Below are 19,738 nucleotides of genomic sequence, written 5' to 3'. Positions count from 1 at the left end.
GCAGTGCCGTGGTCCCTCAACGCCCTGCCTTCAGCAGCAGTTCGATGACGCCCGTGGTGTCCTCGTCGCCGTGCCCCGCGACGAGCCTGCGTTCCATCAGGTTCAGGTACGGCAGAAGCAGTTCCGCGCTGACGCCCTGCTCCTCGGCCGTGTCGAGCAGGGTTCCGCTCGCCGCGACCTGCATGGCAAGGTTCGAGGCCACCCCCCGCGTGTAGTCGCCGTGTTCGATCTGGTCGGCTGCCTTGTGCACGGCGGCGGCCATCACGGAGAGCCAGCCGGCGAGCAGCGGCGCGAACTCCTTGGGTGCGACGTTTTCCCCGCGCACCAAGGCGAACGCGTGCGCGATCCCGGCGAACATGCCCGTCATCGCGCTCAGCAGGGCGACGTCGTGCAACGCGGCGAACCCCGGATCCTCGCCCACGTAAGTGGTTCCCGCGGGGACGGCGAGCGTTTCCCGGTGCCGGTCGAACAGTTCGGTTGAGCCACTGTAGAAAACGTAGCCGCCCGAACCGGGAACACCGATCATCGGCGGTACCGCCATGATCCCGCCGTCGAGGAACCGGGCGCCGCGCGCCGCGGCCCGTTCCGCGAGCGCACGGGCCTGCGCGGGTGTTCCGGTGGTGAGGTCGACCAGATCACGGCCCGCGAGGTCCACTTCGGTCAGTGTCTCGCCGACCGAGGCGTCGTCGAGCAGACAGCCTGCTGCCCGGCATCACCGAAAAGGTGCTCGCCTCCCATCTCCGCGATTCCGGCGCCGACGACCAGCACGCACCCCACCGCCTGCGGTGCCAACGCGTCACGCCGCCGGCGCGAGAAAACAGCCAACGCCCACCGCCTGGTCAACTCACTGTTCTCCGCATCGGCTACACCACCCACACCGGCCACAAGACCAAGTCCCCCGCCCAGGACAGGACAGCATCGGCTCCGGCGAGCGCGACCAGGCCGAATTGACCGCGCGAACAACGTCAGTGTGCCGCCGCGACGGTCGGGTTGACGCACGTCCCAATGCTCTCGACCGTCGTGCGCATCACCTGACCGGGACGCAGGAAAGTGCCGGTTTCCTCGCCTACCCCGCCCGGTGTCCCGGTGAGGATGACATCGCCGGGGAGAAGGGTCAGGAACCGGCTGATGTAGGCGACGAGCTCCGCGGGCCGGAACAGGAGATCTCGGGTGGTGCCGCGCTGGCGGACCTGGCCGTCGATCTCGCAGACGACGGCCAGGTCCCGGGCGTCATCGAGCGCACCGGGACTGACGAGGACCGGGCCGAGCGGGGTCGAGCGGTCGAACGCCTTGCCCTGCAATGCCTCACTGGTCCGGTGCTGCCAGTCCCGCATCGAAACGTCGTTGGCCACGGTGTACCCGGCGATGACCGAGCGGGCCTGCGCCGGGTCGAGCCCGCGCGCGGGGCGGCCGATCACGATGGCGAGCTCGGCCTCCCAGTCGGCCTGCTCGCTGACCGCGGGCAGCACCAGCGGATCCGCTGGGCCGAGGAGGGTCGAGGCGAATTTGGCGAACAGCGCCGGGAACGCCGGTTCCGGCCGGCGCAGCGCGCGGATGTGGTCGCGGTAGTTGAGGCCCACGCAGAGGACGTGCGCAGGTCGCGGAGACACCGGCAGGTACTCGGCCGTGGCCGGATCCAGCTCGGTCACGGCCTTGACCGGCGTGTGGCTGGCCATGGCCGCCACGGCGTCGACGGCGTCGAGGACGACCAGCCGGCCGCCGTCGACGCGCGCGGCCGCCGTGGTTCCCGCGTGCCGGATGGTGGCGTACCGCACGTCAGCCGAGGTCGGCGGACGCGCCGGACGTCAGCCGCTGGTAGGGGCTGCCGGTGCCGGGGCCGTTGTCACCCAGCAAGCCGGCGACCATCGCGCCGCCGACGTCGTTGAGGGCGCCGTCGTGGACGCCGACGACCTGCCGCGGCGCCACTTCGCGCACGTAGTCGATCAACTGCCCGGTAGTGGACCAGGGACCATGGACGGGCAGCAGCAGGGTGTCGACGGCTGCGTCCGGGACGGTGAGCGCGTCGCCGGGGTGGAACAGGGCGCCGTTGACCAGGAACCCGATGTTGGTCACGCGCGGGATGTCGGGGTGGATGACCGCGTGCCAGGTGCCGTAGACCTTCACCTCGAAGCCGGCCGCGGTGAAGACTTCGCCTTCGCCGACGACGGTGACGCGTGCGCCGAGGTCGGTGAGCTTGCCGCCGACGGCGGTGTTGGTCCAGAGGTGCAGGCGCGGGTTCTGCTGGAGGGCCTGGCGCAGGGTGTCTTCGGAGAAATGGTCGAAGTGCTCGTGGGTGACCAGGACCGCGTCGGCGCCGTCGAGGGCGTGTGGGTCGGTCAGGCCGCCCGGGTCGATGACCAGACGCTGACCGGCGGATTCGACGCGGACGCAGGCGTGCCCGAACTTCGTGAGCTGCATGGTTCACCCTTTCCAAATATGCAACCAAGTTGTACAACCAGACTGTACAACTTGCCTGCGTGAATCCGGTAGGCTCGAGAGGTGGACGACACACTGGCCGAAGACTTGCGGCACGCGATCGGGGCGCTGGTCCGCACGGTGCGGACCGTCGACACGATGACCGGCGGCGAAGCCGCCATCCTCGGCTACCTCGACCGGGACGGCCGGCAGACCACCGCCGACCTGGCGCAGCGGCGGATGGTGAGTCACCAGTCGGCCGCGAAGTCGGTCAAGGACCTGCTCGGCGCCGGCCTGGTGTATGCGGAACCCCATCCCGACGACCGACGCAAGGTGCTCCTGGGCATCACCGATGCCGGGCGAGCACGCCTGCGGCAGGAGCGCAATCAGCGCACCAGCTCGCTGCACAACGCCATCCACGACACGCTCACCGCGGCCGAGCAGCAGAGTCTGCGGGACTGCGTACCCCTGCTGACCCGACTCACCACGTACCTGGCCGGCCGTTGAGCGGGGGCATGTCCGGGCCGGCCGCGGTCATCAACCCGACGCGGCAGAGGTGCTGTCCCGCGTCCTTCGGCGACCGGTCCGGTGCCTGCCACTGTCCGATGTGGATGCTCGTGCGGCGGTCACCACCGACGCCGAGGTGTTCGCCGCCCGCCACCTTCGACAGCTTCGTCGCCGAGCACCGGGAGGTGTTCGCGCCGGTGTGAAAAATCAGGTGGCGGCGGGTGTGCCGATTTCGGCCAGTCCGCTCAGCGAGTGCGGCAACGGGTCCTGGTGCAGGACGCCGAGGCGCTGGGTGGCGCGGGTGAGGGCGACGTAGAGGTCGGCCGCGCCACGCGGGCCTTCGGCGAGGATCCGTTCCGGTGCCACGACCAGGACCGCGTCGTACTCCAAGCCCTTCGTCTCCGACGCCGGTACCGTGCCCGGCACCCCCGGTGGCCCGATCACGACGCTGGTGCCCTCACGACCGTCCTCCTCCCGGACGAATTCCTCGATGGCGCCGGGCAGTTCGTCCTCGGTCACCCTCCTGGCCCACGGCAGGACGCCGCACGCCCGGACCGAATCCGGTGGCCGGACCTCGGGCGCGAACTCGGCGAGCAGTGCCGCGGCGACGGTCATGATCTCCGCCGGGGTGCGGTAGTTCACCGACAGCGGCCGGTAGACCCAGCGGCCCGGCACGTACGGCTCCAGCATCTCCGCCCACGACGTCGCTCCGGCCACCGACCGGCGTTGAGCGAGATCGCCGACCACCGTGAAGGACCGGCCGGGGCAGCGCCGCATCAGTACCCGCCAGTCCATTTCGGACAGTTCTTGCGCCTCGTCGACCACGACGTGCCGGTAGGTCCAGTCCCGGTCCGCGGCGGCGCGTTCGACGAGTTCACGGGTGTCGCGCTCGACGAAGCGGTCCGCCAGGTCCTCGGCGTAGAGCAGGTTCTCGGCGACCAGTTGGACGTCCTCGTCCAGTTCCTCGCGGTCCAGCTTCATGATGTCCATCACCCCGGCGGCGTACTCGGCCTCGGCCGTCCGTTCCCGCTCGGCCTCGGCCTCGGCCGCCTTGTCGGCGGCCTTGTCGCGCCCCAGCAGGTCGACCAGTTCGTCGAGCAGCGGCACGTCCGGCACCGTCCAGGCTTCGCCGTCGGCGCGCCACAGCGCCGGGTCGGCGCCTGCCGCCCGCAGCCTTTCGGGGGAGATGTACAGCGACGCCAGCAGTGCCTCCGGCGTCAGTACCGGCCAGAGGTCGTCGAGCGCGGCGGTGAACGCGTCGTCGTCCGCGAGTTCCTTGAGCAGGTCCGCCCGCAGCTGTTCCCATGCTTCACGGTCGTCCCGGGTCAGCCAGCCCCGGCCGATGCGGCCTATCGCCCGTTCGGTGACCACGTACGTGACAATCTCGGCGAACACCGCGCGGGCCTCGTTGTGCGGCAGCCCGCTCGCGCGGGCCTCCTCCCTGGCCCACTCCGCGGTCTCGGCGTCGATGCGCACCGTGACACCGCCCAGGGTGATCGGCACCGGCTGCTCCGGCAGCCGCTGCCGGTCGGCGATCGCGGCCGTGAGCACGTCCAGGATCTTCAGCGACCCCTTGAGCCGCGCGGCTTCTCCGGTGTCCTCGGCGGTGACGCGCAGACCGGGCACGAGGTCGCCGGTCGTCATGAACACCACGTCGGACTCGCCGAGCGACGGCAGCACGCGGCCGATGTGGTTCAGAAACGCCGGGTTGGGCCCGACCACGAGCACGCCGTGGCGTTCCATCCGCTCGCGATGGGTGTAGAGCAGGTACGCGACGCGGTGCAGCGCCACCACCGTCTTCCCCGTGCCCGGCCCGCCCTCGATCACCAGCACCCCCGGGTGATCGAGCCGGATGATCTCGTCCTGCTCGGCCTGGATCGTCGCCACGATGTCGCGCATCCCCTCACCGCGCGGCGCGTTGACCGCCGCGAGCAGCGCCGCGTCCCCTCGCTCGTCACCGCCGGGCCTGCCGAACGCCTCGTCGGTGAAGTCGAGCACCTGACGCCCCCGCGTGTGGAACTGGCGGCGTCGGCGCATGTTCTCCGGGTTTGCACCGGTGGCGACGTAGAACGGGCGCGCCGCCGGCGCCCGCCAGTCGAGCAACACCGGTTCGTACTCGTTTTCCTCGTCGAAAAGGCCGATCCGGCCGACGTAGGAATGTTCACCCGAAATCGTGTCCAAGCGACCGAAGCACAGCCCGTCGTCCGCCACGGCCAGCCGCTTCCCCTCCTTGGCCAGCGCGCGCACCTGATCGTCCCGTTCCCTTGGCGTCCCGCCGGTTCCCCGCAACGCCGACTCGTATTCACCCCTCACTCGTGCGCGCTCGGCGTCGAGCCGCAGATAGAGCCCGGCGACGTAGCTTCGCTCGGACCGCAGTTCCTCTTGGTACCCCCGCACTTGGCGACTCCCGTTTCCGCAGGTTCTGGCCTCGGCCGGTGATTCTGCGGCACGACCCGGGTCTTGCCGCAAGCCCCCCGGTGCGTTATAAGTTGAAAGGGGAGGGGGAACCGACTGATTTTCCCCGAGGGTTCCGGCTGTCCTGAGCGCGCCGGAATCCGTCCCGAACAAGGGACTTTCGGCCCCGTGACTTGACGCGCGAACGGGTTCATCCTGGTGGTACCGGGGAAACCCGGCGACCCGCCCGAGGTGCAGGACTTGACATCGAGGCTTACAGCCTGGATTGACCCATCGTCGCAAGACGGGGACTCCGCCCCCGGGCGGGCCTCATGCTGTCCGGCCGCCCGCTTCCGCGCCACAGGGCGCCGTGAGGGGTCCCCTCACAGCCATATCGACCGTGAGGGGACCCCTCACCGGAACGTAGGCCGGCTCATGTCTGCGGTGTGCCCTGCGACATCAGGATGCGGTGCGCCTCCTGCGCCGCCTTGGCCGCCCGGTCGCCCTGTGGCTCGTTGGTGGGCACGTTTTCCAGGCCCCGAGCCAGCGCCGAAACCGCCTCGGTCAGTGCCATCACGCTGTCCTCCAGTGCGTTGATGCGCACGTGCTCGCCGCTGCTGCGCGGTGCGGGGGCGGTCGTGCGCAACTCCTCGCCTTGCAACTCGCCGCGCAGGCTCGACGGCATCAGCGCGAACACGTGGTCCAGTTGCCCGGGCGAGAACAGCGCGCTCAGTCCGTCGGAGATGGCCCCGGCCACCGCGGGCACGTCCCCCTGGCTGATCGCGGCCTCCCTGGCGAATCTCTGCGCGAACGTCCTCGCGTCGAAGCGGATCGGCACCCTGTTCGGCTTCCACCCGTCGTAGAACATGCCGCGCAGGAATTCCGGCAGCTGGGCCGCCAGGTGCGCGGCGCTCTCCACGGTGAGCCGGTCCCGCACCAGGTGCAGCCACGCCCGGAGTGCCCGGTAGGTGAAATGGCGGTCGTCGCTGCCCAGCCGGTCGGCGATCACCGCGAGCCAGTCACGGGCGGTCTGCTCGGCGTGGGACAGCGGATCCGGTTGGTGTGTCATGGGAGTGCCTTCCGACGGTGTACCGGTTTCCCTCAGGTTCTCCCCGCCGCGTCACCGCTGACCAGGGACCAAGGACACCAATGCGGGCTCACAGTCCCGAGTGGACACTCCAGGCAATCACCCACGGGGGGACCTTCGCCTCTTGGGAAACGGAACGGCGGCGGCGCACCCTGTGGGTTTCGCCGAGTCCCGGCGAATACCGGAGAGCAAGGAGGATCGTCATGACGAAAGCCCGCGACATCATGCATCCGGGAGCCAAGTGCGTCGGCGAGCACGAGAACCTGGAAACAGCGGCGAAGCAGATGCGGGACCTGGGCGTGGGCGCGCTGCCGATCTGCGGCGACGACGACCGCCTGCACGGCATCATCACCGACCGCGACATCGTGATCAAGTGCATCGCCGTGGGCAAGGACCCCCGCCAGGTCACGGCGGGCGAACTCGCCCAGGGCACCCCGTACCTGGTCAGCGCCGACGCGGACATCCAGGACGTGCTTTCGGTGATGGAAGAGCACCAGGTCCGGCGCGTTCCGGTGATCGCCGAACACCGGCTCGTCGGCATCATCAGCGAGGCGGATCTCGCCCGGCACCTGCCCGAACAGACCATCGGACGGTTCGTCGAGGCGATCTGCGCCAGCACCTGACCGGACCCGGCCGGGGTGAGAGCCGACGCGGTTTCGTTGCTGCTGTGCGGGGACGTGATGCTCGGCCGGGGCGTCGACCAGGTCCTGCCGCACCCCGGCCCCCCGGAGCTGTGGGAACGGTCGCTCGACGACGCCAGGGCGTACGTGATGCTCGCCGAGCGGGCGAACGGGCTCATTCCCCGCCCGGTGGGTTTCGCGTGGCCGTGGGGAGCCGCGCTGGCGGCGTTGTCGCGGTTCGCCCCGGACGTGCGAGTGCTCAATCTGGAAACCAGCGTCACCGCCGACGGTGAGTTCGCCCCGGGAAAGGGGGTGCATTACCGGCTCAATCCGGCCAATCTCCGCTGTCTCACCGCCGCCGGACCCGACGTCTGCGTGCTGGCGAACAACCACGTGCTCGACTTCGGGCCGCGGGGACTGGAAGACACCCTGACCGCACTGAGCGAAGCCGGGCTCCGCTACGCGGGCGCGGGAAGGACTCGGGCGGAAGCCGAAGGCCCGGTCGTGGCGGCGGCCCGCGATGACGGCCGGGGCGCCGTGGTCGTCGCGGGCGCCTCGGAGTCCAGCGGGGTGCCGCCCGAGTGGGCCGCGGGGCCGGACCGGCCGGGGGTCGCTTTGGTGTCCGAACGGTCCGGCCGGGCCGCCCTCACCCTGGCCGGCCGGGCTCTCGCCGCGAAGCGGCCAGGGGACGTGACGGTGGTGTCGCTGCATTGGGGATCGAACTGGGGCTACGGGGTTCCCGCCGAGCAGCGGCGGTTCGCGCACCGGCTGATCGACGCGGGGGTGGACGTGGTGTACGGGCATTCGTCGCACCACCCGCGGCCGATCGAGGTGTACCGGGGGAAGTTGATCCTCTACGGCTGCGGCGACCTGATCAACGACTACGAGGGCATCCGCGGCTACGAGGACTACCGGGACGATCTGCGGTTGCTGTACTTCGCTTCCGTCGCCACTTCGACCGGTGAACTCGCCGCGTTGCGGATGGTTCCGTTCCAGGCCCGGCGCCTGCGGCTGGAACCGGCTTCCCCCGACGACGTCGGCTGGCTGCGCGCCACGCTCGACCGCATCAGCCGTCCCTACGGCCCGGCCGTCGCCGAGGCCCCCGACGGCACCCTCGTGCTCGCCTGACCGCCACCCCAAAGATACAAACATCGTGTTGTTATGATCCCGACATGATGTTGGCAAACTTGCGAGGCGGTGGCGATGTTCCTGGCCGTACGTGAGCTGCGCTTCACCCGGGCGCGGTTCGGACTGATGGGCGCCGTGGTCGCGCTGATCGCGGTCCTCATGGTGATGCTCTCCGGGCTGTCCGACGGCCTGGTCAACGACGGTGTGTCCGGGCTGAAGCGGATGCCGGTGACCTCCCTGGCCTTCGCCGGAGGCGTCCAGAAGGACTCCGCCTTCTCCCGGAGCGTGGTGGACATCGGCGCGGTGGACACCTGGGCCCACCAGCCCGGGGTCGAACAGGCCGCCCCGTTCGGCAACACCCTGGCCAACGGCAAGAGCGGCTCGGGGGTCGCGATCGACCTGGCCCTGTTCGGCGTGCGCCCGGACAGCTTCCTGTCCCCCGAGGTCGTCGAGGGCGACCGGCTGGGCGCGCCCGACGGGATCGTGGTCAGCAACACCGCGCTGAAGAACGGGATCAAGCTCGGCGACACGATCACCCTCGACCGGATCGGCACCAAGCTGCGCGTCGTCGGCGTGCTGGGCGACCAGCACACCTTCGGGCACGTGGACGTCGCCTACATCCCGCTCGCCGCGTGGCAGGAGATCCACGCCGGGGCGGGCCCGAACGACCGGGCCCCGGCGAAGGCCTACCGGGAGATCACCGCGGTCGCGCTGCGGACCGGCCCGGCCGCCGACCTGGCTCAGGGCGACCGCGCGGCGGGGACCACAAGCATGACGCTGAAACAATCCTTCGACGCTTCGCCCGGCTACACCGCGGAAACCATGACCCTGCAACTGATCGAGGTCTTCCTGTACGCGATCTCGGCACTGGTCGTTGGCGCCTTCTTCGCGGTGTGGACGATCCAGCGCAAGCACGAGGTCGCGGTGATGCGCGCCATGGGCGCCCCCACCGGCTACCTGCTGCGGGATTCCCTCGCGCAGGCCCTGATCCTGCTGCTGGCCTCGGTCGGGGTGGGCGTCGCGATCGGCGTCGGGCTGGGCAGCCTGATGGGCGGCAAGGTCCCGTTCTCGCTGAGTGCCTCGTCCGTCTCGCTGGCCGCAGTCCTGCTGGTGGTGCTCGGCCTCGCCGGGGCCGCGGCCGCCATCGCCCGTATCGCCGGGGTCGAACCGGCGACCGCTCTCGGAGGAAACCGATGACCCCCACCGAAACCCGGACCACCGACCGGCACCGCACGGAGGGCAGCGCCGCCGAAGGCGGGCTGGTGCTGAAGAACGTCACCCTCCACCTCGGCGACGGCGACGAGACGGTGCACGCACTGGACGGGGTGGACCTGGAGGTCGCGCCGGGCGAGTTCGTCGCCGTCGTCGGCCCGTCGGGGGCGGGCAAGTCGAGCCTGCTCGCGGTGGCCGGCGGCCTCACCCTGCCCACCTCGGGCGAGGTCACCGTCGCCGGGCACGACATGACGGTGTCCGGCAAGCGGGCGCGCACGACACTGCGGCGCGAGCACGTGGGCTTCGTGTTCCAGTCCGGCAATCTCCTCCCCGCGCTGACCGCGGAGGACCAGCTGCGGCTGCCCGGACGGTTCGGCCGCAAACGTCGCGGCACCCGCGACCCGAAGCAGCTGCTCGCGCAGGTGGGCATGGCGGACAAGGCCAACCGGCGGCCGCACCAGCTCTCCGGTGGCGAACGCCAGCGGGTGGGCATCGCGCGGGCCCTGGCGACGGAGCCGGACCTGCTGCTGGTGGACGAGCCGACCGCGGCGCTGGACCGCGTCCGCAGCCAGGAGGTGGCCGAACTGCTGGCGCGCGAGGCCAAGGAGTTCGGGGTGGCGACGGTGATGGTGACCCACGATCACGACGTGCTGCGCCACTGCGATGCGGTTTACGAGATGATTGACGGCAAGTTGACTCGAGCGGAGTGAGGAGTCGCGTGCCGAAGATTCGAGCGGCCACCGTTGCGGAGCACCGCGCCATGCAGCGAAGGGCCATCCTGGACGCGGCACGCGAAATCCTGGCCGAGGGCGGCGGGGCCGAGACACCGAGCCTCGCCGCCGTCGCGCAGCGGACGGGCCTGGCCCGCCCCAGCGTGTACTCCTACTTCAAATCCCGCGATGACCTGCTGGACGCGCTCATCATCGACACGTTCCCGAAATGGTCGGCCTACGTGACGGAGCAGATGGACAAGGCAACCCATCCCGGTGAGCGAGCACTGGCGTACGTGGACGCCAACCTGCACCTGGTCGCCAGGGGGGAACACGCGATCGTCAGCGCGCTCGCCGCCACGGGGCGCGGCGAGCTGCTCGAAGAGACCAGCAAGACCCTGCACGACCAGCTCCGCACCCCGCTCGTCGAGACGCTGGCCGAGCGCGGCACCCGGGATCCGGAGGCGATGGCGGAACTGATCCAGGCGATCGTCTACGCCGTCACCAGGATGGTCGAGGACGGCACCCCCGAGGCGGACGCGCGCAGGCTGGCCCGCGAACTGCTCGAACCCTACTTCCGTTCCTGAACGTCGTCGGGCCGCTCCTCCTCCGTGCTGACCGGCCTGGTCTCCGAGGTGCCCCCGAAGCCCGGCGCGAGGTCGGCGGGGTTGGGGGTCTCCTCGTCCTGGTTCGGCCCGCCCTTCGGCGGGTTCGGCTGCGGGACTCCGGCCGCGGCCTCCGGTTTTGTTGGCCGTGAAGGGTCCCTTCACAGCCGATTCGACCGTGAAGGGTCCCTTCACGGCTCGCCCCGGCCCCGGCCAGGGGCCCTACTGGTTAGCGTCGAGCAGGGCCCGCAGGAGGGCGCGAAACGCCGCTCGCACCTCGTCCGGCTCCAGGATCTCCAGCGACATCCCCAGGCGCAGGAGGAACCTGGCCAGTCCGTCCGCGTCCGGTCCGCCGACCTCGACGATCGTGGCCTGGTCACCGTCGGGCTCGTGCACCCCGATCGTCGCGGGGACCCGCCGCAGCGCTTCGGCGAGCGGGCAGAACAGCCGGAACCGCACCCGGACCGGGTAAGGCACGGCCGCCATACCCCGCGAGACGAGACCGGCCGCGTCCGGCCGCTCGGTGAGTTCCACCGGACGTCCGGTGAGCTTGGCATTGGAGATGCGGTCACCCCGAAAGGTTCGCCAGTCCCGCCGTTCGCCGTCGAAGGCGACGAGGTACCAGCGCCGTCCCGTGTGGACGAGCCGGTGCGGATCGACGCGGCGGGTACTCGCCACCCCGTGTCTGTCGCGATAGGACAGCTGCACGCGTTCCCCGGCGCGGCAGGCGGTGGCCAGCAGGAGCAGTACCTTCGGCGAAACCCGTTCCTCCGGCGGCTCGGTGTGGGTGAGCACGGACTCCAGTTCTTCGATCCGCCGCGCGACCCGCTTCGGCAGGATCTGCCGCAGTTTCAGCAACGCGGAAAGGGCGGCCTGATCGCTGCCGTCGATGCCCCCGAACGCCGCCGCCCGCAACCCCACCGCCACGGACAGCGCTTCCTCTTCGTCGAGGATCAGCGGCGGCACGTTCCGGCCCGGCCCGAGCCGGTAGCCGCCCCACGGGCCGGGCTCCGATTCGATGCCGTACCCGAGTTCACGAAGCCGCGCGATGTCCCGCCGCACGGTGCGTTCGGTGACGTCCAGGTGCGCCGCGAGCTGCCCGCAGGTCCACGACGGCCGCGTCGCCAGTGCCGACAGCAGCGCCAGTAGCCGGGCCGAGGTGTTGAGCACGCCCCGAATTCTGCGGCACGACCAGGACCGTTTCTGTCCGGGTCATCGCCTACCGTCGCGTTCATGACCGAAACCACGACCCCGGTGGCGCGCTTCGGCGCCGTCACCCTCGACTGCGCGGACCCCGCCGAGCTGGCCGCGTTCTACTCCGCCGTGCTGGGCCTGCCGGTGCTCTACTCCAGCGACGACTTCGTGTACGTCGGCAAGGAAGGCGCACCCAGCCTCGCCTTCGCCCGGCTGGACGGCTACCGGCAGCCCACCTGGCCCGACCCCGAGACGGAGAAGCAGGCGCACCTCGACCTCGGCGTCGACGATCTCGACGCCGCACAGGCCCGCCTGCTCGAACTCGGCGCCAAGGAGCCGGCGAGCCAGCCGCAGCCGGACAGGTGGCGGGTCCTGATCGACCCGGCCGGGCACCCGTTCTGCATCTCCACCGGCGTCTGAAAACCCCGCCCGCACACGAAAACACCCCTCGGACGCGCAGTCCGGGGGGTGTTTCCCGTCGTCGTACCGGCTTACGCCTCGACCTCGGCCAAGACGACCTCGATGCGCAGTTCCTCACCGTCCGGCGCCAGTTCCAGCGCCTCGACGTTGCCCGCGGCCCGCAGGTCCGCGCCGATCGAGCCCAGCGTCTCGACCTGGTTCGCCGGGCCCTGGATGCGCACCGACTCCACCGGCGAGCGCATCGAGCGCTTCGCGTCGCTCTTCGCCTTGCGGATCGCGCTGATCGCCGTGCTGGCCAGCGTGATCACCTCGGCGGCGTCGCCGTCACCGGCGCCGGCCGGGGTGGGCCACTCGGCGCGGTGCACCGAGTCCGTGTGCCACCACGACCACGCCTCTTCCGTGGAGTACGGCAGGAAGGGCGCGAACAGGCGCTGCAGGCTCGCCAGCGCCTTGCGCAGGGCGAGCCGCGCGGACTGGGTCGCCGCACCGCCCTCCTCGTCGTAGGCGCGCTGCTTGATCAGCTCCAGGTAGTCGTCGCAGAAGAACCAGAAGAACCGTTCGATGCGCTCCAGCGCGGTGGTGTACTCGAAGGTCTCCAGCGCGTCGGTCGCCTGCCGGATCACGTCGTCCAGCGAGGCCAGCATCGCCTGGTCCAGTGTCTCGGTGATGCGCGCGTCCGCCGTCGGCTCGGGGAAACCGAGCGCGAACTTACTGGCGTTGAGCAGCTTCGTGGCCAGACGGCGGCCGATCTTCATCTGGCCCTGGTCGAAGGCGGTGTCGGTGCCGGGACGCCCGTTGGCCGCCCAGTACCGGACCGCGTCCGGGCTGAACTGTTCGAGCAGGCCGATCGGGGTCACCACGTTGCCCTTGGACTTGCTCATCTTCTTGCGGTCCGGGTCGAGGATCCAGCCCGACAGCGCCGCGTGGTACCAGGGCAGCGTCTGCGACTCCAGTTCGGCCCGCAGCACGGTGGCGAACAGCCAGGTGCGGATGATGTCGTGCGCCTGCGGGCGCAGGTCCATCGGGAAGGTCTGCGCGTAGAGCTCGTCGTCCTCGCCCCAACCGCAGGCGATCTGCGGGGTGAGCGAGGAGGTGGCCCAGGTGTCCATGATGTCCGGGTCGCCGACGAAGCCGCCGGGCTTCCCGCGCTGGTCCTCGGTGTAACCGGCCGGGGTGTCCGAAGACGGGTCGACCGGGAGCTGGTCCTCGCCGGGCAGGATCGGAGCGCCGTAGACCGGCTCGCCCGCCTCGTCCAGCGGGTACCAGATCGGGAACGGCACGCCGAAGAACCGCTGGCGGCTGACCAGCCAGTCACCGTTGAGACCGCGGACCCAGTCGTCGTAGCGGGCCTTCATGTAGGCCGGGTGCCACTTCAGCTCGGCACCGCGGGCCAGCATCGCGTCCTGGTGGTCCAGCGAGCGGATGAACCACTGCCTGCTGGACACGATCTCCAGCGGCTTGTCGCCCTTTTCGTAGAACTTGACCGGGCGGACCGTCTTGCGCGGCTCGCCGTCGAGGTCACCACTCTCGCGGAGCAGGGCGACGACGCGCTCACGCGCCGTGTGCACCGTCGCGCCGGCGAGCTCGGCGTAGGCCTTGCGGCCCTCTTCGCTGTCCAGTCCGTGGGGCGGCTCCGGCAGGATGCGGCCGTCGCGGCCGATCACCGTGCGGGCGGGCAGCTTGAGCTCGCGCCACCACTGCACGTCGGTGAGGTCACCGAAGGTGCAGCACATCGCGATACCGGCGCCGCGCTCCATCTCGGCCGCCGGGTGCGCCAGCACCGGCACCTCCACCCCGAACAGCGGCGAGGTGACGGTCTGGCCGAACAGGTGCCGGTAGCGCTCGTCGTCGGGGTGCGCGATCAGCGCGACACACGCCGGCAGCAGCTCGGGCCGGGTGGTCTCGATGTGGATCGGGCTGCCGTCGTGCTGGTGGAAGCTGATCCGGTGCCAGGCACCGGCGTGCTCGCGGTCCTCGAGCTCGGCCTGCGCCACGGCGGTGCGGAACCCGACATCCCACAGCGTCGGGGCCTCCGCCTGGTAGGCCTCGCCCCGGTCGAGCAGCCGCAGGAACGCGCGCTGCGACACCCGCTGGGCGTGCCTGCCGATCGTGGTGTAGGTCCGCGACCAGTCGACCGAGAGCCCGAGCCTGCGCCAGGTGTCCTCGAACGCCTTCTCGTCCTCGGCGGTCAGCAGTTCGCACAGCTCGATGAAGTTCCGGCGCGAGATGTCGCGCACCGGCCGCTCACCCTTCTTGACCACCGGTTCCGGCACCTGGAAATCGGGGTCGTAGGGCAGCGACGGCTCGCAGCGGACGCCGAAGTAGTTCTGCACGCGGCGCTCGGTGGGCAGGCCGTTGTCGTCCCAGCCCATCGGGTAGAAGACCTGCTTGCCCCGCATCCGCTGGAAGCGCGCCACGATGTCGGTGTGCGTGTAGGAGAAGACGTGGCCTACGTGCAGGGAGCCGCTGACGGTCGGCGGCGGTGTGTCGATGGAGAACACCGCGGCACGCTCTCCGGGAGCGGTGAACCGGTAGATTCCGGACTGCTCCCACTGGTCCGCCCACTTGGCATCCAGACCGTCCAGCGCTGGACGGTCCGGCACGTTCGGCGTGGTCTCGGACACGCTGTTTGCCACCTCATCTGCTGCGATCGCTGTCGAATCGATTGAGCACAGGCCGCACTGACCGGCCCGTACGAGTAGATACAGCTTAGCCGGGCGGGTCGGCGCGCCGTTCCCAGCCGAGTCGTGGCCGAGTCGTGGCCGTGTCGGTGCGGGCGGTCAGTCCGGGTTGAAGTTCTCGTTCACCTGATCCGCGAGCGCGTCGAGCATGCGCGCGGCGACCTCTCCGGCCTCGCAGGCCACCCGGAGTTCGGCCCGGCTCGAACCCGCGCCCGACTCGAAGACGTGGAGTTCGCCCTGCCCGCCGGGCCATTCGAGGTGCAGCCGCGGCGGGTCGAGCCGCACCTGGGAGTCGTGGAAGCCCAGCCACGCGTTGCGGCGGGCGGGGTCGGCGGCGGTGTTGAGCACGAGCTCGGGCAGGGCGTCCATGCCTCTGCTGGCCTGAGAAGGAATCACACGACCGGCTTACCCAGGGCCGCACTCGGGGAAAACGGCACCACCCGGACAGAGCAGTGCCCAGCGGAACCGCCGAATCGACGGCAGAGTGTCCAGCTTTTCGGCGAAAGTACTCGTCAGATCGCGCAAACTGACCAGCCTGATCGCGCACTGTTGCCTGATCCACTACCTGCTTTGCACGCTTTCCGCCATGAACCTCCGCGAACTGCACCGCCACCTGGTGGTGGCACGGCGCCTCGACGAGGAGGCGATCGCCCTCCAGCGCCAGGGCGTCCTCCCCGCGTACGCGCCGATGAAGGGTCAGGAAGCCGCGCAGGTGGGGAGCGCGGCGGCTCTGGACCCCACCCGTGACTTCGCCTTCCCCACCTACCGGGAGCTGGGCGCCGCCGTCGCGCTGGGCGTCGACCTGGTCGGCTACCTGGCCAGCCACCTCGGCAACTGGCACGGCGGCCTCTACGACCCGATGGCGTCCCGGTTCGCGCCGTTCAACGCGGTCGTCGGCGGACCGGTGACGCACGCCGTCGGGTGGGCGATGGGGGCCCGCCTCGACGGCACCGGCGGGGTCGCGCTCACCTATTTCGGCGACGGCGCGAGCTCGCAGGGCGACGTGCACGAGGCGATGAACTTCGCCGGTGTCTACCGGCTGCCGGTGATCTTCTTCTGCCAGCACAACGGGTGGGCGATCTCGGTGCCCAGTGAGCGGCAGGTGGCGGGCGGCTCGGTCGCGGCCCGCGCCGAGGGCTACGGGATCACCGGCCGCCGGATCGACGGCAACGACGTGGCCGAGGTGTACGAGGCGACCAGGGAAGCGGTGGACCGCGCCCGCGACGGCGGCGGGCCCACCGTGCTGGAGGCGATGACCTACCGGCTCGGTCCGCACTCCACTTCGGACGATCCCGGCCGCTACCGGCCACTGGCCGAGGAACGGCAGCGGGCCCAGGACGATCCGCTGCTGCGCTCGGCCCGGCTGATCGGCGACGAGGAATTCCTGGCCGAGGCCGAGTCCCACGCGGCGAAGGTGGTCCGCGAGGTCCGCGAAGGTCTGCTGGCGCTGGGCGAACAGCCCGGCGAAGAGATGTTCTCGTTCGTCTACCGCGAACCCACCCGTGCCCTGCTTGAGCAGCAGCGCCGCTGGAAGGAGTCGGCCGATGCCCAGTGAGATGGTCACTGAGAGGGTCACTGAGAGGGGCACTGAAGCAACCGAGTTCTCCCTCCAGCAGGCGATCAACCTGGCGCTGTGCCACGCCTGCGAGGACGACGACCGCGTGCTGGTCTTCGGCGAGGACGTGGGCAGGCTCGGCGGGGTGTTCCGGGTGACCGACGGGCTGCAGGCCAAGTTCGGCGAGGACCGCGTCTTCGACACCCCCCTGGCGGAATCGGCGATCATGGGCATGGCGGTCGGGCTCGCGCTGGCGGGCTGGCGCCCGGTGCCGGAGATCCAGTTCGACGGGTTCAGCTATCCCGCACTCGACCAGATCGTCAACCAGGTCGCCCGCATGCACTACCGCAGCCGGGGGACCGCGCCCATGCCGATCACCCTGCGGCTGCCCAGTTTCGGCGGCATCCGCGCGCCCGAACACCACGCCGAAAGCCTGGAATCGCTGTTCGCGCACGTCCCCGGCCTCAAGGTGGTGTCCCCGTCGACCCCGGGCGAGGGCTACCACCTGCTCCGGCAGGCCATCGCCGACCCCGATCCGGTGATCTTCCTGGAGCCGAAGTCGCGGTACTGGCATCGCGAACCGTTCGATCCCGCGGCGCCGGTCCCCGTCGCGCCGGTCGGCACGAGCCGCATCGCCCGGCCCGGCCGCCACGCGACGCTGATCGCGTGGGGCGCGATGGTGTCCCGCTGCCTGCAGGTCGCCGAACTGGCCGCGGAGGACGGGGTCGAGCTGGAGGTGCTGGACCTGCGCTGGCTCAAGCCGATCGACGCCGAGGGCCTGGCCGAATCGGTGGGCCGCACCCGCCGCGCGGTGGTCGTGCACGAGGCACCGCTGACCGCCGGTCTCGGTGCGGAGGTGTCCGCGCTGATCACCGAGCGGTGCTTCGACACGCTGCGCGCCCCGGTGCAGCGCGTCACCGGCTACGACGTGCCCTACCCGGCCGGGCCGCTCGAAGACCAGTACCTGCCGGGCATCGACCGGATCCTGACCGCCGTCCAGACCGTCCTGGAGTACCGCCGTGGCTGAACTGACCTTTCCCCTTCCCGATCTCGGCGAGGGCCTGATCGGCGCGAAGGTGCTGGAATGGCTGGTCGCCGAGGGCGAGTTCGTCGAGCGCAACGCGCCGCTGGTGGACGTGGAGACCACGAAGGCCTCGGTGGAGATCCCCTCGCCGCAGTCGGGAAAGGTGCTGCGCCTGCACGTCGGCGAGAACGACGAGCTCGCCGTGGGCGATCCGCTGGTGACCTTCGAGGTGCCCGACGACCAGGCGGGCATCGTCGGCACGGTGCCCCGCGAAGAGAAGCCCGCCCGCCGGGTGCGGCTGACCGTGCCGGAGGACTGAGCGTGTTCGCGATCGCGCCGGACGGCGGCAAGATCTGGTACGACCACACGCCGGGCGAACCGACCGTGCTGCTGGTGCACGGTTTCGCCAGCGACAGCGCGCGCACCTGGGGCGCCACCGGATGGCCGCGGGCGCTGGGCGGGCGCGGGGTGCTGGCGGTGGACCTGCGGGGCCACGGCCAGAGTCAGGGCCACCGGCCGCCGGGCGGTTTCACGCCGGAGAACCTGGCGGACGACCTGCTCGCGGTGCTCGATGCGGCCGGGGTGGCCGAGACGGACGTGATCACCTACTCGATGGGCGGCCTGGCCGGCTGGGCGCTGGCCCGGCGTGCCCCGGGACGGGTGCGCAGGCTCGTGCTCGGCGGCCTCGGCGCCCGTCCCGCCTCCGCCGCCGAAATGGCCGGTGTGGCGCGGGAACTGGGCGCCACCGGACTGGAGGCGATCGCCGAAGACATCGCGGGGCACCGGATCGAAGGACCGGCCCCGGTGCCCGCGCTCCTGGCGGCGGGGGAAGCCGACACGCTGGCCCCGGACGCCGCCGAACTCGCCGCGGCACTGGGCGCGCCGTTCGCGCCCCTGCCGAACAGAAACCACTTCAACGCGTTGAGCAGCCGGGCCTTCAAACAGGCCGCGCTCGAATTCCTGGAGGCGAAGTGATCACCAACCCGCGTGTGCGGACGGCGCTGTCCGGCATCCCCGCCTACGTGCCCGGCAAGGCGAGCCCCGGCCTGGTGAAACTGTCCAGCAACGAAAACCCGTTCCCGCCGCTGCCCGGGGTGCTCGCCAGGGCCACCGCCGCGGTCGAATCCCTGCACCGGTACCCGGATCTCGCCGCGACCGAACTGACCTCGGAGCTGGCCCGGCATCTCGGCGTCGACCCCGGCCGCATCGCCGTCGGCACCGGCAGCGTCGCCCTGCTGCACCAGCTCGTGCAGGCCACGGCGCAGGCCGGTGACGAGGTGATCTACGGATGGCGCTCGTTCGAGGCGTATCCGATCTCGGTGCAGGTGACCGGTGCGACGCGGGTCGAAGTGCCCCTGGGAGAGGGCGCACGCCTCGACCTCGCGGCGATGGCCGCGGCGGTCACCGAGCGGACCCGGCTGATCCTGGTCTGCTCCCCCAACAACCCCACCGGGCCCGCGGTGCGCCGCGACGAGTTCGAAGCGTTCCTCGACGCGGTTCCGCGCGACGTCCTCGTGGTGCTCGACGAGGCCTACGCCGAATTCGTGCGCGACGAGCAGGCCGCGGACGGCCTGACGTTCGCCGACCGGGAGAACCTGTGCGTGCTGCGCACCTTCTCGAAGGCCTACGGCCTGGCCGGACTCCGCGTCGGGTACGCGGTGGCGTCCGTGCCGGTGGCCGCGGCGATCCGCAAATGCGCGGTGCCGTTCGGGGTGTCCACCATGGCCCAGCTCGCCGCGATCGAATCGCTGCGCTGCCAGGAGGAGATGCGCGGCCGCGTGGACGCCGTGGTCGCCGAACGGCGGCGGGTCCGGGAAGCGCTGCGGGACCAGGGCTGGAGCGCGCCGGAAACGGAGGCTAACTTCGTGTGGCTGCCCACCGGTGAGCGAACCGCCGAGTTCGGCGAGTTCTGCCGCCGCGCCGGACTGCTGGTGCGGCCGTTCCCCGGTGACGGCTGCCGCGTCACCATCGGCACCCCCGCGGAGAACGACCTGTTCCTCACCACCGCCGCCGACTGGCCCCACCCCGCCTGATGCGGCCAGGAGGGGGCGCGTTCCCATTAGGGCCCCCGGGTTCTGGGGGTCGTCCCCTCACGGTCGATACGACCAGGGTCCCGGCGAAGTCCGGTCCGCTCGCGGTGTACGGCGCGCCCGCCGAGCGAGTCCCACCCTCGTGCGCTTGTGTCC

At 70.9% G+C, this 19,738-nt stretch carries 21 protein-coding genes; 13 read left to right on the top strand and 8 right to left on the bottom strand.

Going from position 1 to position 19,738, the window contains the following annotated elements; translation table 11 throughout:
• Positions 1-16 precede the first annotated feature (16 nt).
• The 3 genes from FNH05_RS06535 to FNH05_RS06525 form a co-directional block, all read right to left on the bottom strand.
• Positions 17-655 (bottom strand): imine reductase family protein, encoded by a 639-nt coding sequence (locus tag FNH05_RS06535; protein ID WP_246127570.1) that lies wholly within the window; start codon positions 653-655, stop codon positions 17-19.
• A gap of 310 nt (positions 656-965) precedes the next feature.
• Positions 966-1,775: a fumarylacetoacetate hydrolase family protein gene (locus FNH05_RS06530; protein WP_144586369.1), complete on the bottom strand. Its 810-nt coding sequence runs from the start codon at positions 1,773-1,775 to the stop codon at positions 966-968.
• A gap of 1 nt (position 1,776) precedes the next feature.
• Entirely contained in the window at positions 1,777-2,418 is a 642-nt protein-coding gene (locus FNH05_RS06525; RefSeq protein ID WP_144586368.1) for an MBL fold metallo-hydrolase, read from the bottom strand.
• Between the two features lie 81 nt (positions 2,419-2,499).
• Here FNH05_RS06525 and FNH05_RS06520 point away from each other — a divergent pair, with 81 nt between their 5' ends.
• Entirely contained in the window at positions 2,500-2,922 is a 423-nt protein-coding gene (locus FNH05_RS06520) for a MarR family winged helix-turn-helix transcriptional regulator (protein WP_222426536.1), read from the top strand.
• 8 nt (positions 2,923-2,930) lie between these two features.
• Complete coding sequence (locus FNH05_RS06515; protein ID WP_144586367.1) at positions 2,931-3,125, top strand: hypothetical protein; 195 nt, start codon at positions 2,931-2,933, stop codon at positions 3,123-3,125.
• Between the two features lie 4 nt (positions 3,126-3,129).
• Here FNH05_RS06515 and helR read toward each other — a convergent pair whose 3' ends face one another.
• Positions 3,130-5,319, bottom strand: a complete 2,190-nt coding sequence (gene helR, locus FNH05_RS06510) for an RNA polymerase recycling motor ATPase HelR (RefSeq protein WP_246127569.1) — start codon at positions 5,317-5,319, stop codon at positions 3,130-3,132.
• A 430-nt stretch (positions 5,320-5,749) separates the two neighbouring features.
• Positions 5,750-6,385: a DUF2267 domain-containing protein gene (locus FNH05_RS06505; RefSeq protein ID WP_144586366.1), complete on the bottom strand. Its 636-nt coding sequence runs from the start codon at positions 6,383-6,385 to the stop codon at positions 5,750-5,752.
• A gap of 221 nt (positions 6,386-6,606) precedes the next feature.
• On the opposite strand from FNH05_RS06505, the gene FNH05_RS06500 reads away from it, so the two are divergent.
• The 5 genes from FNH05_RS06500 to FNH05_RS06480 all read left to right on the top strand — a co-directional run bounded on the left by FNH05_RS06500 (position 6,607) and on the right by FNH05_RS06480 (position 10,660).
• Positions 6,607-7,026, top strand: a complete 420-nt coding sequence (locus FNH05_RS06500; protein ID WP_144586365.1) for a CBS domain-containing protein — start codon at positions 6,607-6,609, stop codon at positions 7,024-7,026.
• Between the two features lie 15 nt (positions 7,027-7,041).
• Positions 7,042-8,151, top strand: a complete 1,110-nt coding sequence (locus tag FNH05_RS06495) for a CapA family protein (protein ID WP_144586364.1) — start codon at positions 7,042-7,044, stop codon at positions 8,149-8,151.
• Between the two features lie 75 nt (positions 8,152-8,226).
• Positions 8,227-9,348 carry an ABC transporter permease gene (locus FNH05_RS06490; RefSeq protein ID WP_144586363.1) on the top strand — a complete coding sequence of 374 codons (1,122 nt, stop codon included), beginning with the start codon at positions 8,227-8,229 and terminating at the stop codon, positions 9,346-9,348.
• The gene (locus tag FNH05_RS06485) at positions 9,345-10,073 is read left to right on the top strand and encodes an ABC transporter ATP-binding protein (RefSeq protein ID WP_144586362.1); all 729 of its coding nucleotides are present in this window, start codon (positions 9,345-9,347) and stop codon (positions 10,071-10,073) included. The genes FNH05_RS06490 and FNH05_RS06485 overlap by 4 nt, the downstream gene beginning before the upstream one ends.
• 8 nt (positions 10,074-10,081) lie before the next feature.
• The gene (locus tag FNH05_RS06480; protein WP_144586361.1) at positions 10,082-10,660 is read left to right on the top strand and encodes a TetR/AcrR family transcriptional regulator; all 579 of its coding nucleotides are present in this window, start codon (positions 10,082-10,084) and stop codon (positions 10,658-10,660) included.
• A gap of 240 nt (positions 10,661-10,900) precedes the next feature.
• Here the strand turns inward: FNH05_RS06480 and FNH05_RS06475 are convergent, their stop codons facing one another.
• On the bottom strand, positions 10,901-11,848 hold the full coding sequence (locus FNH05_RS06475; RefSeq protein WP_144586360.1) for a helix-turn-helix transcriptional regulator: 948 nt from the start codon (positions 11,846-11,848) through the stop codon (positions 10,901-10,903).
• A 63-nt stretch (positions 11,849-11,911) separates the two neighbouring features.
• On the opposite strand from FNH05_RS06475, the gene FNH05_RS06470 reads away from it, so the two are divergent.
• Entirely contained in the window at positions 11,912-12,292 is a 381-nt protein-coding gene (locus tag FNH05_RS06470; protein ID WP_144586359.1) for a VOC family protein, read from the top strand.
• Positions 12,293-12,363: 71 nt separating this feature from the next.
• Here FNH05_RS06470 and valS read toward each other — a convergent pair whose 3' ends face one another.
• Complete coding sequence (gene valS, locus FNH05_RS06465; protein WP_144586358.1) at positions 12,364-14,916, bottom strand: valine--tRNA ligase; 2,553 nt, start codon at positions 14,914-14,916, stop codon at positions 12,364-12,366.
• A 156-nt stretch (positions 14,917-15,072) separates the two neighbouring features.
• Positions 15,073-15,342 (bottom strand): hypothetical protein, encoded by a 270-nt coding sequence (locus FNH05_RS06460; protein WP_144586357.1) that lies wholly within the window; start codon positions 15,340-15,342, stop codon positions 15,073-15,075.
• A gap of 217 nt (positions 15,343-15,559) precedes the next feature.
• On the opposite strand from FNH05_RS06460, the gene FNH05_RS06455 reads away from it, so the two are divergent.
• Genes FNH05_RS06455 through hisC form a run of 5 tightly spaced genes read left to right on the top strand, consistent with a single transcriptional unit; the run spans position 15,560 to position 19,585 of the window.
• Complete coding sequence (locus FNH05_RS06455; protein ID WP_144586356.1) at positions 15,560-16,528, top strand: thiamine pyrophosphate-dependent enzyme; 969 nt, start codon at positions 15,560-15,562, stop codon at positions 16,526-16,528.
• On the top strand, positions 16,518-17,555 hold the full coding sequence (locus tag FNH05_RS06450) for an alpha-ketoacid dehydrogenase subunit beta (protein WP_246127568.1): 1,038 nt from the start codon (positions 16,518-16,520) through the stop codon (positions 17,553-17,555). Before FNH05_RS06455 ends, FNH05_RS06450 begins: the two co-directional genes overlap by 11 nt.
• Positions 17,548-17,871 (top strand): biotin/lipoyl-containing protein, encoded by a 324-nt coding sequence (locus FNH05_RS06445; RefSeq protein WP_144586355.1) that lies wholly within the window; start codon positions 17,548-17,550, stop codon positions 17,869-17,871. The genes FNH05_RS06450 and FNH05_RS06445 overlap by 8 nt, the downstream gene beginning before the upstream one ends.
• A gap of 2 nt (positions 17,872-17,873) precedes the next feature.
• A complete protein-coding gene (locus FNH05_RS06440) occupies positions 17,874-18,527 on the top strand; it encodes an alpha/beta fold hydrolase (protein WP_144586354.1) in 654 nt (217 codons plus the stop codon).
• Entirely contained in the window at positions 18,524-19,585 is a 1,062-nt protein-coding gene (hisC, locus tag FNH05_RS06435) for a histidinol-phosphate transaminase (RefSeq protein ID WP_144586353.1), read from the top strand. The genes FNH05_RS06440 and hisC overlap by 4 nt, the downstream gene beginning before the upstream one ends.
• Positions 19,586-19,738: the final 153 nt, after the last annotated feature.

The sequence above is a fragment of the Amycolatopsis rhizosphaerae genome (genome assembly GCF_007713715.1).
Lineage (GTDB): Bacteria > Actinomycetota > Actinomycetes > Mycobacteriales > Pseudonocardiaceae > Amycolatopsis_E > Amycolatopsis_E rhizosphaerae.
The sequence above is the reverse complement of the archived record's forward strand: the minus strand, read 5'-3'. Positions and strand labels throughout refer to the sequence as shown.